The sequence below is a fragment of the Paraburkholderia sp. genome (genome assembly GCF_049581445.1).
GTDB lineage: Bacteria > Pseudomonadota > Gammaproteobacteria > Burkholderiales > Burkholderiaceae > Paraburkholderia.
The window spans coordinates 1-14,400 of record NZ_JBAURZ010000177.1; the positions used below are offsets into that span (position 1 = coordinate 1).

The 14,400-nt window shown below is 61.8% G+C and carries 16 protein-coding genes and 1 pseudogene; 12 read left to right on the forward strand and 5 right to left on the reverse strand.

Annotated features, from left to right (window positions below):
- Nucleotides 1–112: 112 nt before the first annotated feature.
- The 4 genes from WCA85_RS16115 to WCA85_RS16130 all read left to right on the forward strand — a co-directional run bounded on the left by WCA85_RS16115 (nt 113) and on the right by WCA85_RS16130 (nt 3,434).
- Nucleotides 113–886, forward strand: coding sequence for a slipin family protein (locus WCA85_RS16115; protein ID WP_424065505.1), 774 nt, complete (start codon nt 113–115; stop codon nt 884–886).
- Between the two features lie 131 nt (nt 887–1,017).
- On the forward strand, nt 1,018–1,275 hold the full coding sequence (locus WCA85_RS16120; protein WP_424065507.1) for a DUF4148 domain-containing protein: 258 nt from the start codon (nt 1,018–1,020) through the stop codon (nt 1,273–1,275).
- A 190-nt stretch (nt 1,276–1,465) separates the two neighbouring features.
- A complete protein-coding gene (locus WCA85_RS16125) occupies nt 1,466–1,948 on the forward strand; it encodes a YaiI/YqxD family protein (protein ID WP_424065509.1) in 483 nt (160 codons plus the stop codon).
- Between the two features lie 184 nt (nt 1,949–2,132).
- Nucleotides 2,133–3,434 (forward strand): NCS2 family permease, encoded by a 1,302-nt coding sequence (locus WCA85_RS16130; RefSeq protein WP_424065511.1) that lies wholly within the window; start codon nt 2,133–2,135, stop codon nt 3,432–3,434.
- Between the two features lie 32 nt (nt 3,435–3,466).
- Here WCA85_RS16130 and WCA85_RS16135 read toward each other — a convergent pair whose 3' ends face one another.
- Nucleotides 3,467–3,757, reverse strand: a complete 291-nt coding sequence (locus tag WCA85_RS16135) for a DUF1488 domain-containing protein (protein WP_117337476.1) — start codon at nt 3,755–3,757, stop codon at nt 3,467–3,469.
- 304 nt (nt 3,758–4,061) lie between these two features.
- Between WCA85_RS16135 and WCA85_RS16140 the strand changes: the two genes are divergently transcribed.
- Both WCA85_RS16140 and WCA85_RS16145 read left to right on the forward strand, forming a co-directional pair.
- Nucleotides 4,062–6,086 carry a sigma-54-dependent Fis family transcriptional regulator gene (locus WCA85_RS16140; RefSeq protein WP_424065512.1) on the forward strand — a complete coding sequence of 675 codons (2,025 nt, stop codon included), beginning with the start codon at nt 4,062–4,064 and terminating at the stop codon, nt 6,084–6,086.
- Between the two features lie 313 nt (nt 6,087–6,399).
- Nucleotides 6,400–6,717, forward strand: coding sequence for a 2Fe-2S iron-sulfur cluster-binding protein (locus WCA85_RS16145; RefSeq protein ID WP_424065514.1), 318 nt, complete (start codon nt 6,400–6,402; stop codon nt 6,715–6,717).
- A 75-nt stretch (nt 6,718–6,792) separates the two neighbouring features.
- Here WCA85_RS16145 and cysC read toward each other — a convergent pair whose 3' ends face one another.
- The gene (gene cysC, locus WCA85_RS16150; RefSeq protein ID WP_424065516.1) at nt 6,793–7,377 is read right to left on the reverse strand and encodes an adenylyl-sulfate kinase; all 585 of its coding nucleotides are present in this window, start codon (nt 7,375–7,377) and stop codon (nt 6,793–6,795) included.
- Nucleotides 7,378–7,702: 325 nt separating this feature from the next.
- Between cysC and WCA85_RS16155 the strand changes: the two genes are divergently transcribed.
- Nucleotides 7,703–7,948: a hypothetical protein gene (locus WCA85_RS16155; RefSeq protein WP_424065518.1), complete on the forward strand. Its 246-nt coding sequence runs from the start codon at nt 7,703–7,705 to the stop codon at nt 7,946–7,948.
- Between the two features lie 869 nt (nt 7,949–8,817).
- On the opposite strand, the gene WCA85_RS16160 is transcribed toward WCA85_RS16155, so the two are convergent.
- Both WCA85_RS16160 and WCA85_RS16165 read right to left on the reverse strand, forming a co-directional pair.
- Nucleotides 8,818–9,009 (reverse strand): DUF1653 domain-containing protein, encoded by a 192-nt coding sequence (locus tag WCA85_RS16160; protein ID WP_424065520.1) that lies wholly within the window; start codon nt 9,007–9,009, stop codon nt 8,818–8,820.
- Between the two features lie 56 nt (nt 9,010–9,065).
- Complete coding sequence (locus WCA85_RS16165; protein ID WP_424065522.1) at nt 9,066–9,710, reverse strand: helix-turn-helix transcriptional regulator; 645 nt, start codon at nt 9,708–9,710, stop codon at nt 9,066–9,068.
- Nucleotides 9,711–9,973: 263 nt separating this feature from the next.
- On the opposite strand from WCA85_RS16165, the gene WCA85_RS16170 reads away from it, so the two are divergent.
- From WCA85_RS16170 to infA, 4 genes are all read left to right on the forward strand, one after another.
- Complete coding sequence (locus WCA85_RS16170; protein ID WP_424065523.1) at nt 9,974–11,218, forward strand: NAD(P)/FAD-dependent oxidoreductase; 1,245 nt, start codon at nt 9,974–9,976, stop codon at nt 11,216–11,218.
- Between the two features lie 112 nt (nt 11,219–11,330).
- Nucleotides 11,331–11,549, forward strand: coding sequence for a hypothetical protein (locus WCA85_RS16175; protein ID WP_424065525.1), 219 nt, complete (start codon nt 11,331–11,333; stop codon nt 11,547–11,549).
- Nucleotides 11,550–12,119: 570 nt separating this feature from the next.
- Nucleotides 12,120–12,401: a hypothetical protein gene (locus tag WCA85_RS16180; RefSeq protein ID WP_424065527.1), complete on the forward strand. Its 282-nt coding sequence runs from the start codon at nt 12,120–12,122 to the stop codon at nt 12,399–12,401.
- 144 nt (nt 12,402–12,545) lie between these two features.
- Entirely contained in the window at nt 12,546–12,818 is a 273-nt protein-coding gene (infA, locus tag WCA85_RS16185) for a translation initiation factor IF-1 (protein ID WP_042325066.1), read from the forward strand.
- A gap of 255 nt (nt 12,819–13,073) precedes the next feature.
- Here infA and WCA85_RS16190 read toward each other — a convergent pair whose 3' ends face one another.
- A complete protein-coding gene (locus WCA85_RS16190; protein ID WP_424065529.1) occupies nt 13,074–13,829 on the reverse strand; it encodes a GntR family transcriptional regulator in 756 nt (251 codons plus the stop codon).
- 265 nt (nt 13,830–14,094) lie between these two features.
- On the opposite strand from WCA85_RS16190, the pseudogene WCA85_RS16195 reads away from it, so the two are divergent.
- Nucleotides 14,095–14,400 (forward strand): annotated as a pseudogene (locus WCA85_RS16195) (hypothetical protein); the annotation flags it as partial.

Sequence of the window (14,400 nt, forward strand, 5' to 3'; positions counted from 1 at the left end):
CGCCCCTCGCGCCGGGACACACCGTGCGCGTGACGGCGCGGCGCGGCCTCACGCTGACGGTGGTGCCCGCCGACGTATCACCGCAGCAACCGTCTTGAATGGGAGAACCCTCATGATTGGTTTCACATTCGGCTTCAGCAGCATTCTGTTTGTGTTGGTGGCTATATTGATCGTTTCGGCGATCAAGATTTTCCGCGAGTACGAACGCGGTGTCGTGTTCATGCTCGGACGCTTCTGGAAGGTCAAGGGACCCGGCCTCGTGCTGATCATGCCAATCGTGCAGCAGGTCGTGCGCATGGATCTGCGCACCATTGTTTTCGACGTGCCGCCGCAGGACGTGATTACCCGCGACAACGTCTCCGTCAAAGTGAATGCCGTGGTGTATTTCCGCGTTGTCGATCCGGAACGCGCCGTGATTCAGGTGGCGAAATATTTCGAGGCCACCAGCCAGCTAGCGCAAACGACCCTGCGCGCGGTGCTCGGCAAACACGAACTCGACGATCTGCTGTCCGCACGTGAACAACTCAATGCGGATATCCAGAAAGTGCTCGATGCGCAGACCGATGCCTGGGGCATCAAGGTCGCGATTGTCGAAATCAAGCACGTGGACATCAACGAAACGATGATCCGCGCGATTGCGCGTCAGGCCGAAGCCGAGCGCGAACGGCGCGCCAAGATCATCCATGCGGAAGGCGAATTGCAGGCTTCGCAGCATTTGCTGGAGGCGGCGCAGACACTGGCCCGCCAGCCGCAGGCGATGCAGTTGCGTTACCTGCAAACGCTCACGACGATCGCCGCCGACAAGAACTCGACGATCGTGTTTCCGCTACCCATCGACCTGCTCAATGCGGTGCTGGACCGCATGGGCAAGCCATCGGTGTCATGAACGAATCTCGAACCTCACGACGGCCGGGGCGGCGTCGCGTGCAACGGTGCATTTCCGTTTCGCCCCTTCTAAGCTGACAGTGCGCCCCATAAAATCCAGGGATAGCACTGATTGCTCCATGGGAGTTGGTTATGAAAGTTACCTCTCGCGTTTTATTGGGCGTGTTGTTCGGCGCCTCGTGTGCGACCTCCGCCTTTGCGCAGACATCCTCCTGCAACTCCTCCGCGCCGAAGACGCGCGCCGAGGTCAAAGCGGACCTGGCGCAGTGGCTCGCGGCCGGCTACGATCCGCTTGACTGGATCAACTATCCCGACAACGCGCAGCGCGCGGGCCGCATCGTCTGGCAGCAGCGGGTAGCGGCCGGACAAACCGCCAACTGCATGCAGTAAAGCAGGCATGCGCCGCGTCACAAGGCGGCGCGCACTCCGATGTGCGAGGAATGGCCGCGGCCTGCGCGCCACGGGCCATTTTGACGCCCAGCCAATTGCCCATGCGCTTGCGCATCTTCATGCGCTTGCAGCATGACCCATGTCGCTGGCAAGGTATCATTTCGCCCCTTCGATAGCTCAAGCCGACATCATGCCAATCTGGGTAGACGCCGACGCCTGTCCGGTCGTCGTCAAAGAGATGCTGTTTCGCGCGGCGCGCCGCACTGGCATTGCCGTGACGCTGGTCGCCAACCAGTTCCTGCGCGTGCCGCCCTCGCCGCTGATCCACGCGATCCAGGTCCCCGCCGGTTTCGACGTTGCCGACGCGCTGATCGCGGAACGAGTCGCCCCCGGCGATCTCGTGATCACCGCCGATATCCCGCTCGCCGCCGCCGTGCTGCAGAAACACGCCGAAGCGCTCGATCCGCGCGGTAGCTGGTACACACCGGGCACCATCGAAGAGCGGCTGCGTATGCGCGCGATGCTCGACCAGTTGCGCAGCAGTGGTGTCGATACGGGCGGGCCGGCCGCGTTCAGCCCCCGCGACAGCAAGACGTTCGCAGGCGAACTCGACCGCTGGCTGGTGCGCCATGCGCCGCCATCGACGTCACCGTCCCCTCCAACCGGTGCATGAGCGCCACATAAAACGCGCGTGACTGTTGCATTCGCTCCACGGGCGCTCTGCACTTACGCGCCTTTGGCCGCAATCGTGACTACAATCCGCCCGTAGCGTTGCGCCAGGGCGTGCCGCGATACGAAATACACGCGCCTTTCAATCACTCACAACAAACAACGTCACTACGACCGAGACTCGCTCCATGGACTTCGTAAAACGATATTTCGGCTTCGACGAAGCTGGCACCAACCTGCGTACCGAACTGCTCGCGGGCCTGACCACCTTCCTGACGATGGCCTACATTATCTTCGTCAATCCTGCGATTCTCGGTGACGCAGGCATCCCTAAAGATGCCGTCTTCGTGGCCACCTGCCTCGTCGCTGCGCTCGGCTCACTGATCATGGGCCTGTATGCCAACTATCCGATTGCCTGCGCACCCGGCATGGGCCTGAACGCGTATTTCGCGTACACGGTGGTCAAGGGCATGGGCTTTACCTGGCAGGCGGCGCTCGGCGCCGTGTTCATCTCCGGTTGTCTGTTCATGATCGTCACGCTGTTCAGGGTGCGCGAGGTGATCGTCAACGGCATTCCGCATTCGATCCGCATTGCGATTACCGCCGGCATCGGGCTCTTTCTCGCGATCATTTCGCTCAAGACAGCAGGCGTCGTGGTCGGCAATCCGGCCACCCTCGTCACGCTCGGCAATCTGCACGATCCGCACGTGATTCTTGCGGTGATCGGTTTCTTCGCCATCGTCACGCTCGACTTTCTGCGGGTGCGCGGCGCGATCCTGATCGGCATCGTCGGAGTGACGATTCTGAGCTTCTTTTTCGGCGGCAATCAGTTTCACGGCATCGTCTCCGCGCCGCCGTCGATCGATGCCACGCTGTTTCACCTCGACATCCGTGCTGCCCTGTCGGCCGGCGTGCTCAACGTGATCATGGTGTTTTTCCTCGTCGAACTGTTCGATGCAACTGGCACGTTGATGGGCGTCGCCAATCGCGCGGGCCTGCTCGTTGAAGGCAAGATGCACCGTCTGAACAAGGCGCTGCTCGCCGATAGCACGGCGATTCTGGCCGGTTCGTTACTCGGCACGTCGTCCACCACCGCGTATATCGAAAGCGCCTCGGGCGTGCAAGCGGGCGGGCGCACCGGCGTGACGGCGATCACCGTGGCCGTCCTGTTTCTGGCAGCACTGTTCTTCGCGCCGCTCGCGGGCGTGGTGCCCGGTTATGCAACGGCGCCGGCGCTGTTGTACGTGTCGTGTCTGATGCTGCGTGAGATGGTCGACCTGCCGTGGGACGATGCCACCGAAGTGGTCCCCGCCGCGCTCACTGCGCTGCTGATGCCATTCACGTATTCAATCGCGAACGGTGTGGCGTTCGGCTTTATTTCTTACGCGGGACTGAAGCTGCTGACCGGCCGTGCGCGACAGGTCAAGCTAGTAGTGTGGATTATCGCGGCCGTGTTCCTGTTCCGTTACTTCTATCTTGGCGCTGAATAGGGACGGGCGGCGCTCGCCGCCCTTAGTAACCCTTAATTTCGCCAGTTGGCTTCGTAAAAGCGCACATAGCCGCTGCGCAAAACCAGGCATTGCGCGCTGGTCTCCGACAGCAGGCGGCGCGTGGCCGCTTCAATCCGAGCGCGATGAGCGGCAAACGCGCCGATCATGTCTTCGAGCCGGTAGGAAGCCGCACCATAGTGATCCTCGAGCGCCTCGGCCGTGATCATGCATTCCACCCTTTCGCCATCGACCATCGCCGGGAACGCCAGAGTGAGTTCGCGCCCCGAATATGCGGGGGTTTCGTTCGGGAAAATGATCTGCATGAGATTCGCCTTGGTTTGACGGTGGATCGCTCGGGGCCGCGCACGCCTGTTTATTCGGGAGCCTCCTTCGGTGGTCGAGGCGCGGGCTACAACAGCCACCCAACGCGAGTAAACGCGCTTCGCGCGGCTGAATTCATTCACTTTAGACGAGTTCCGGCGCGCCGCAAGTTTTCCTTGCGTGTCGACGAGGACCCTCGGCGCGATCCTGTAAGATAAACGCTCAGTGGCGCGCTTTTGCTGCGCTGCAGGATGAAAACGGTCGGGCAATGCACCCGCCGTGTCGAGATTCCTACGGAGACGAGCAATGACCCACCGCCCAGGGCCGCCCCTCGCGTCGCTTACGGCATCGCTGGCTGGCCGGCCTTTGATGGCCCAGCCGGATCTGATTGCGCAAGCTCATGCGCGCTCGCGGGAAAGGGGACTGCGCGCCTCGGAGACACCGGATTTCCACCCGTTGCGCCAACCGGCGCTGCGCGATCTCGTCGAACGCAATCAGTCGCTCTACACCCACGCCTTACCGGTGATGGAAACGCTGCACGCGCAGATCGTCGATACGCAGAGCATGGTGTTGCTGACCGACAATCGCGGCCTGATCCTGCATAGTCTCGGCGACAGCGATTTCGTCGAAAAAGCCAACCGTGTCGCGCTATGTCCGGGCGTGTCCTGGGCAGAAGCGGATCGCGGCACTAACGCGATCGGTACCGCGCTTGTCGACGGCCAGCCGACGGTCGTCCACGCCGATGAGCACTTTCTCCACGCGAACCGTATTCTGACCTGTTCGTGCGCGCCGATTGCCGATCCGAGCGGCCGCACGATCGGCGCGCTCGATGTCAGCGGCGACACGCGCGGCTTTAACAGGCACACGCTGGCGCTGGTGCGGATGTCAGCGCTGATGATCGAGAATCATCTCTTTTCCAATCATTTCGCGGATTCGGTACGCGTTCATTTTCACGCCCGCGCTGAATTTATCGGCACGCTGTTCGAAGGGCTTGCCGCCTTCGCGCCGGACGGCACGCTTCTGTCCGCGAACCGCAGCGGCCTGTTCCAGTTTGGACAGTCGCTCGAAGCATTCCAGCAGCAATCGTTCGAGGCGCTGTTTGGTGTGGCGTTTCCCGCCTTCCTGCAGCAGACTTTGTGCGCGCCCGGCGAATGCGCGACGCTGACATTGCCTAGCGGCGTTCGCGTGATCGCCCGCGGTGAATTTGCCGCGCGCGAGGTGCATGCGGCGCGTCAGTGGGTCACGATGCCCGGCGCCGGCGGCGCCTCTGCACCGCGCGCAGCCAACCGCCCTGCCGAACAGATAACGCTCGCCTCGCTCGATAGCGGCGATCCGCAGATGGCAGCCATTCTGCGCCGGGTCGAAAAGGTGCGAGGACGCGATATTCCAACCCTGATCCTCGGCAAAACCGGCACCGGCAAGGAGTGGCTCGCCCGCGCAATCCATCACGCTTCGCCGCGGCGCACGGCGCCGTTTGTCGCTGTCAATTGCGCGTCGTTGCCCGATACGCTGATCGAAGCCGAACTGTTCGGCTATGAAGATGGCGCGTTTACCGGCGCGAGAAAGCGCGGCAGTGTCGGCAAGATTGCCCAGGCCGACGGCGGCACACTGTTTCTCGATGAAATCGGCGATATGCCGCTCGCCCAGCAAGTGCGCCTGATGCGCGTGCTGCAAGAGCGCACCGTCGCGCCACTTGGCAGCATGCGTGCTATTCCGGTGGATCTGCGGGTGGTTTGCGCAACCCACCGCAACCTGCGCGAGATGATCGAACAAGGCAGTTTCCGCGAGGACTTGTACTACCGGATCAACGGACTCGCCGTCACCTTGCCGGCGCTCAGTGAGCGCACAGATCTTTCTGAACTGGTGACGCGAATTCTTAAATTGCACGGTGAAACCGAACGGGTGCCCGCGCGCGTTTCCGACGCGGTGCTCGCGCATTTCAAACGATACCTCTGGCCGGGCAATCTGCGGCAACTGGCCAACGTGCTGCGCACCGCAGGCATCATGGCCGAAGGCGAGGCGCAAATTGACGTCGAACATCTGCCGGATGATTTCCTGTACGACTGTGATGCAGCGGCTAGTTTGGCGTCGGGCGATTGCGCCGGGGCTGGCGGCCCTGATAACAGGTGGGCTGGCATCGCCGCCACTGCATCCAGGCCAGAGCAACCTTCTGCGCCGCCAACCCAACCAGCGCGCATGGAGGACTGGCAAGCCACGCTGATTGCACAGACGCTCGCCCGCCACGATGGCAATGTGTCCGCCACGGCGCGTGAACTTGGCGTCGCACGCAACACGGTGTATCGCTATTTGCGGCGTAGCCGTGTCCACTGAGGGCGGGTGGCCGCATTAGCAGCGCGAAGCATTTGGATTCGCCGTTGCACCGAGTCGAAGGGACGTCACGATATGGGCCGCCGCGCCGGGCAGGCTTCAATGCAAACCCGCGCGGATGGGTCATTCATAGCCTCCCAACGCGCACACAAACGCTACCGGACCAACCTCGCCGACGATCCCGACGGCGCAGCCCTGCACGTTTGCCTTTCGCGCCGGGCGTGTACTTGGGGTGTCGATTGCAAGAGGCTTGCAGGCTGGGAGGCGGCAGTTCCAGGTCTGGGTTATCGTGGCAGGCTAACCAACCTTTGCCGCCATGTCTGACACCATCGCCCCCTTCACGGTACGCGTCGAACCCTTGGGACGCAGCTTCGAAGCAGCCGATTCCCTGACGATTCTCGAGGCCGCCGGGTTTGCCGATCTGCGCCTGCCGCGCTCCTGCCGCAACGGGACGTGTCGCACATGCATGTGTCGGCTGGTCAGCGGTTCGGTTTCATACACGATCGAATGGCCCGGCCTCTCCCGCGAAGAAAAGGCCGAGGGGTATATCCTGCCCTGCGTGGCGGTTGCGCAGTCGGATGTCGTGATCGAGGTTCCCGAGGCGGAGGAAATTGGGGCGCAGATCAAGGGATGAGCGGTGGGAGATTAATGGTGCGAACTGGAAGGGTCTTTTTCCAGCTGACGCAGGCTACCGCGCGGCGAATGCCCGTCATGCCTGTCCGTAAGCACTCTGCGCCGCCGCGGCCCGCACACTTTTTCCCAACCGTAGAATCACCGTGGCGACCGCGCTTTCAACCCGGCATCGTGCCGTGTCGATGGTCAAATCCGGGCTTTCCGGTGCCTCGTACGGCGAAGAAACGCCAGTAAATTGCGCGATGTTGCCGTTGCGCGCCTGAGCATACATGCCCTTCGGATCACGTTGCGCGCAAAGCTCGGGTGACGCCGAGATAAAGGTTTCGAGAAACCCGTCGCCAATAATCGCACGCGCCAGTTCCCGCTGAACCGCCAGCGGCGAGATGGTCGCAACCACCACCACGTGGCCGGATTGCCTGAATAATCGCGCGACATGAGCGATCCGGCGCACGTTTTCGAGCCGGTCCTCGTTTGAAAAACCCAGATCCGAGCACAGGCCCTCTCGAAGCGTATCGCCATCGAGAACAATGACTTTTACCCCCGCGCCCAGCAACGTGCCCTGCAATGCCTCAGCAATCGTGCTTTTGCCCGCGCCGGGCAATCCAGTCATCCAGACAAGCGGTGGAATATCGGCGCCTATCAATCCGTCGTTTGTGTCCATGTTTTTTCTTCCAGGCTGTCCATGGGTACTTTAACGTTCGGGCGGCGATTTTCCGTCGCCATCAAATGGTTAAGCCTTTACAGAAAATTTCAGGCCCTGCGCAAAGGGAGCACGTTCGTCCCGAACCCAAAGCCCGCGTATCCGCCCATTGCCCTGCGGCGCAGTCTCGTCCACCATCAGAGCAATGGCTTTTGCCGGGCAAACGCACGTTGAGCGCCGTCTGGCCGAATCTCACCATGATGCGGAACCACGCCCTCCGGGCGGCGTGCCGCGTCTACGGCAGCCGAGCACGGCGGATTCCGCGCACATGCCGATGGAGACCGTCATGGAACGGGAACTCAAGACAGAGAAGGAACTGATTGGACTCGTTGTGGCCGCGCTCGACGCGAATCCAGACACGGCCGGCTGGATTCCAACAGGACTGCACGAAGAGGTCGATGACGAGGACGGCTGCAACTGGAACATCACTCACCTTCATCGGGACAGGAAAGATGCTGATGTGCGTCAGGTCGCGCTCGCGGCGGCGGCGGGGATCATCAATGATCTGCGAAGCCGCTACAACTTGCGCTAGCTGCGTGGAGGAGCCATCGGCAGTGGGCAAACCCGGCTATCCGTAAGGCCGGACTCACCCGCTTCGTTCATGCGAAATGAACAGTGTGTTGTCGTTTTAGGTGATTTTCTATTGCCAGCAAACGACTACACTCGACCCACTCCATACTGGCCACCGCAATTATGTTGCTCGCTTTCTTTATCCTGTCGCCAATCGGGATTGTTGGGCTTTTCGGCTTCGCGCGACACATTAATCCGATCACCGGCCGCTTCACCGATCACGCCAGATAAGCCGCGCCCAAACGAGGCTGGCAACCGGCGAGATCTTGGTGGAATGTAAAAGCTGCTAGACCCGCATGCGTTTTTGCAAACGCAGCGGCGTTTCACATTCCGCGATCGATGCCTGACGGCGATTGCTCATTTGTCCCGCCTAGTAGAAATGGCTCCAGGCCGAAAAGCCAGGCGAAGCAGAACGTGATCCGGGTCAGCGGTCGTGGTTGGCTTTGCGACTGACCGTCGTCATCGCCCAAGGTGGGCGTTGCCAAAGGAATCGCGGCGGTGGGCACGGGATAGTCGGCGGTAGAGTGGTCAGGGCGCATGGCGTTTCTCGTTATGTTAATCAGGTAACGGTAGCCTCACTTAGCAAACACCGTGCCGTGCTGTTCCCGCCTTGGACGGCGGCATATCCGACGAATCCAGCGCCGCCTGCATCTGCCCGCTAAACCGGGTTGAGGGACCGTGGCATCCAGTCAAATCACGCTGCCCGTGCGTGCCATCCCTGTAAACGCCGCCCTAAAACATCAGCGCCCTTTCTGAAGCGACAGACGAATGCAGATTTCCTTTGAAGTTCCGGCCCACTTGTGCGGGCGCCAAGCAAGGCGGTAAACCTGATCAATTGATGGGAGCGAAGCGTTGCACCTTGCGGCCGTCGAGCTCGATCAACTCGAAAAATACCGACGCTGGACGCGTCCAGATCGTACCGTTCGCCGCCCGATAGACGATCATCGTGATGCTTGGATCCGACTCCAGCGTGGCTTCGCAGATGAGTTCGTAGATGCCGCCTTTGTAATGCTGATAACGCACAGTAAATATCCTTCGGATAGTGATGGATGGAAGGGGTAGCGGGGCTAACTCAGCGATCAGCCGCTATTCTGCTTCATTTGCTTCAGCTGCTTATAGACCGTGGCGCGCCCCATGCCGAGCACGGCGGCGACGTAGTCCGCCGAACTCTTGCCGCGAAATGCGCCTTCCTCGTAAAGTGCCGCGACCAGTTCGCGCCGGTGTTCCCGCGTGAGTCCGTTGAGTCCGAGTTGCCGCTCGCGCAACCATGCGTGCAAAAAGCTGTGGATGCGGTCTTGCCAGTCGTCGCGGAACAGTTCCTCAGTGGGCGGCACGATACCCGCGCCTTTGATAAACAGGTCGAGGGCGCCGCGCATACCTTCGAACACCGCGATATTGAAGCTGATGCACATCATTCCCGCCGGCTCACCGTGGTCGTCGAACAGCACGTTACTCACGCAGCGCATGCGCCGCCCGTCCCAGTTGAGCTTTTCGTAGGGTGCGAGGGCACGTTCGCGCGCGGCGTAGTCGAGTTCATCAACCGTGGAAGCGTCTCCAATTTCGCGCTTGGACAGGTTATTGGCGAGATACAGCACCGTCTGCGTATGCAGGTCATGAATCACAACCTCGGCATACGGGAAGAACAGCGCGGCAATGCTATCCGCGAGCGGGGCGTAACGGCTCAGCAACAGATCTTTGATGGGAGAAACCGGCGTTTTGCGCATCGGAAATGACAGCCTTCGATGAAACAGGTCCACGCCGTTGCGCTGAACAGCGACGAAAGACCGGGATTATTGCAGCAGGATTCGCAAGGGACGCTCGGGCCGTATTTTATCCTCATGCGCCATCTGATTGGCCCGTGCCCGTGCCCATGTCGCAAGCCAGGCCAGGCAAGTTGCCTTTGCAGTGCCTGCGCCCTGACAATGCGAGTTCGTCCGTCGCCGGACCCATATACAACTCGAGCGCAACCGCAACGGATCAGGGGACCATGGATTTCGACGTCATTGTATTGGGAGCGGGCATTATCGGCGTCTCTTCGGCGCTCCATCTACAGGATCGCGGCCGACGCGTCGCGCTGGTCGACCGGCGCGGCCCCGGCGAAGAAGCCAGTTTTGGCAATGCCGGGCTGATCGAGCGCTCGTCAATTGTGCCGTATGCGTTCCCGCGCAAACTCGGCACGCTGCTGCGCTATGCGCGCAACCAGTCGACTGCGCTCTACTGGGACTACAAGACGCTCCCGTCGTTTGCGGGCTGGCTGGCTCGCTACTGGTGGGAATCGTCGCCTCAACGACTGGCCGCAGCGGCGCGCGATATGTTGCCGCTGATCGGCCAAAGCGTCGCCGAACATGACGCGCTAATCGCACGCGCAGGCGTCGGCGAACTGGTTCACGCCGACGGCTGGATCGAAGCTTTCCACGACCGCGCGACATTCGAGCGCGAAGCGGCCGAAGCAGAAGTCGCGGCGCGCCAACATGGCCTGCGCATGGTGCCGCTCGACGGCGCCGCGCTGCGTGCACGCGAGTCCGCCCTCGGCGAAGGCTTTTGCGGTGGCCTGCACTGGCAGGACCCGAAAGCCGTCTCTAACCCCGGCGCATTGACCAAAGGATATGCGCGCCTTTTTGAAGCGGGCGGCGGTCTGCTGCTGCTCGGCGACGCCACCACGTTACGCGCGGAAGGCGGCGCCTGGACCGTCGATACGGCCCAAGGGCGGATCAGTGCCAAGGAGGTCGTAGTCGCGCTGGGCGTGTGGTCGGATACGGTGTTCGAGCCCCTCGGATACCGCATTCCGTTGCGCGGCAAACGCGGCTACCACATGCACTACCAGCCCGCGCGGGGCATGTTGTCGGTGCCGGTGGTGGACAGCGAACAGGGCTATGTGATCGCGCCGATGCAAGGTGGACGTCTGCGCCTTACTACCGGCGTCGAAATTGCCAGGCGCGGTTCGCCGCCCACCGGCATCCAGCTTGAACGCGCGGAACGACTGGCACGGCCCATCTTCGGCCTGGGTGAGCGGGTCGATCCAGCGCCCTGGCTCGGCATGCGTCCATCCACGCCCGACATGCGGCCGGTTATCGGACCGGCGTCGCGCCATCGAGGCCTGTGGTTTGCCTTCGGCCACAACCATCATGGACTCACACTTGGCCCCGTCACGGGCCGTTTGCTCGCCGAAATCATGACGGGAGAAACGCCCTTCACCGACCCGCGCCCGTACCGGCCCGCACGCTTCGACTGACTTGCGGCGCCACACCGACTTTGCAACGCCCGCACGCCTCTGCATTTTTGATCGCCTAGCGGGCAGAATTTTTTCGTGCGATAACTTGACCATCTATCCCCCGGAGCAACAGATGGCCACGCTTGAAGCCTTTCGCGCCGTGCTTGACGATAAAGGCACGCCTGAAATCATCCGCAATCACATCATCGATTCTTTGCAGTACACGTTGCGCAACCACGGCCAGATCTTCACCGCGAAGGAAGTCGAGTGGCTGGCTGTATGGGATGATGCACGCATTCCCCTCGCCGCTTCGCGAGAACTGCAAAAGCGCACGGCGGAAATCACCCGCTAGGCACCGGGATATCGCGCCTGCCCGTGACGGCACCGCCCGGCAGCGCCGCACGAGGCGACGCGATCAGACGGACTGCGGCCTGCTTCCATCCGTCCCTTATCGGACCGGCCCTTGGCCACAGGGCCGGCGAGCCCACTGCCACGCCGAAATTGCGTGCCTCTTGCGCAAGACCGGCAGTTTTTGCTATCCAATCAGGCCCATTTAGTGCATCATATTGAAATAGCTGTATTTCGCCGCATCTGCTGTATCAGCGGCACTAATTAGCATCTCCGCACCACCCCCGACTGTTCGACCGCCGCCTGTCGGCGATCCCGTCACTCCGGCAATGCGCAGCATGCATTCGCCGTCGCGAGTTGTGCAGCTTGTCAAGCGCCTGATGTCTGCGCGACACTGGCGCGTTTCTTCTCCATCGAATCCGCGATTTTGCGCGGCCGCGCTCAAGCCCCTGCCATCGGGCCTGTGCCACTCTTTTTCCATGGCGGCGCGCCCGAAGGTGCTGCGCTGCCCGGTCTGTTGTGCTGCGCGTAACACGCGTGACACGGCAGCCACGTATTACAGGACCAGTGCTTCATGAATTCAGTTGTCAAGACTTACAAGGGCTACGAAATCCATCCGCTCGTGTATCCGCGCCGTCCCGCTGACGGCACCACCAGCCGCAATCCGGACGCCGGTTATGAAGCGTCGGTGCGCATCTGCCGTGTTGGCGCCAATCCGTCGGCCGATGGCCGCGTGTTCCGCCTGCCATACCTGTGGCCGTTCGAAGGCACGGGCAAGGCCCGCCTCGCGTGCATGGCTCACGCAGAACAACTGATCGACGGCCGGGTTGACGGCCAGTCGGTCGCCGATCTTTGATCGGCAGTCTCATCTTTGCAGGGCGCGCCTCACGCGCCGCATCGCCCGATTTTTCATGGGTGCGCCGCGTGGGCATCCGCCCTGCCGCATCACACGCTTTGCCGTTGAGCAAAGCACCCTTACCCCATCGACCAGGAGTTATGCATGGCGAAAGAAGAACTGCTTGAACTTGACGGTATTGTCGACGAAGTCCTTCCGGATAGCCGTTACCGCGTGACGCTCGACAACGGCGTCGTGGTAGGCGCTTACGCGTCCGGACGTATGCGCAAGAATCACATCCGTATTCTCGCGGGCGACCGCGTGACGCTCGAATTGTCGGTCTACGATCTGACCAAAGGACGGATCAACTTCCGTCACAAGGACGAACGCGCCTCCGGTGGCGGCGGCGCCCGCAATACGCAGTTCCGTCGTCGCTAATCACGGCCCGACGATTGCCGTCCTGGTGACGGCCGCTACCCGCAGGCGAATTTCGCGCGCCTTCTCCGGCTTGAGTATTGCCAGAGCGGCGCGCCGCGGGGTCTCTTTACCTCATCACGGCATCTCTGCCGGCTTGTCCATTGGCTTCGCTCGAAGCTGCATGCATGACATCCATCGCGTGCGTCGCTATGCCAGACCGGACTTGTCAACGGGTCTGTCAGCGCGCCTGCACCGGTACGCTGCCGCTCTCCCCACCTAAGCCCCAAAAACCGCCCCGAGATCGCGCCCACTAGTGATGCGCACCCGCTGAATCACGCGCTCTTCGAGTTCGGTGAGATGTTCGCGCATGGCGCCCAGCGCAGCCGTCAGATCGCCGGTCTCTAGCGCTTCGATGATCTGGCTATGCTCGTCGGCAGCACAGGTGGATCCTTTCGACGGATCGAACAGCGCCTTATATAACTCGGTCTTGCCCACCAGTTGCACCACCAGCCCGTGCAACTCCGAGCCACTGGCAGTCGCGCCCGCGGCCAGTTCTGTGAGCAGCACATGGAACTGCCCAGCCAGCCGCACTGAATCGTCGATCCGTCCCTCCCGCAAGGCCTTCTCTTCCTCGCGCACGTGCGCGCGCAAACGGCGCTTGTGCTGCGCGCTCAATGCACCGCAGAGCGCCACTACAACTCCGCTCTCCACGATCTGCCGGGCGCGATAGACCTCGCGAATGTCCTCCTCGGAAGGCGCCGGCACGAACGCACCGCGATTGGCCTGCAGCACCAGCTTGCCTTCGAACCCCAGCCGAGCCAGCACCTTGCGCAACGCGCCGCGGGTGCAACCGAAGGTCGCAGCCAGATCGCGTTCGACCAGTTGCGCGCCCGGCCGCAGCCGGCCCTGTAGCAAGGCGGACGTGATTGCCGCGTAGATACGTTCCTCGATGCTGGGCGCGCCCTCATCCGGGACGGAGTCCGCAGGCATAGCCTGGTTGGGTGAAGTGGGACGTGGAGTGCGGGAAGCCATAAATGGATTGGTTGCGCTGCGCCTGGGCGATGTCAGGCGACATTGTAGCGATGCGTGAAGAGCGGCGTCGTGGAGCTTGGGATCTGCGCCAAATACCTGAAATAGCAAAAATGGTTAACCATATAAAGTTATTATGGTTAACCAAAATTCCAATGACAAGCCGTTTTCGTTCGCCCTGCGGACGTTCAGCGCAAATCGCGCAACACCCCCCGCGAGGTTGCACAGAACACGTTTCACCCGCATCCACGCTTAACCGAAGCCCCCTATGAGCCCGTATTCCTCCAGCACCAGCCAGCAGCAAGAATCCGCCCTTAATGTCGCGCTCGCACACCCGGCAAAAGACGGCCTGACCCTGCAGGACGCTGTGTGGCTTTGCGCGATCGTCGTCATCGGCATCAACTTGCGGCCGTTGCTGACCTCGATCAGCCCGCTGATGTCGACCATCCGCGCCGCAACCGGTCTGAGTTTTTACGGCGCGTCATTGCTGACGAGCCTTCCCGTCGTCGCCATGGGCATCGGGGCGTTCGCCGCGAGCGCACTTGCGCGTTGGCTCGGGAACGCGCGCGGGGTC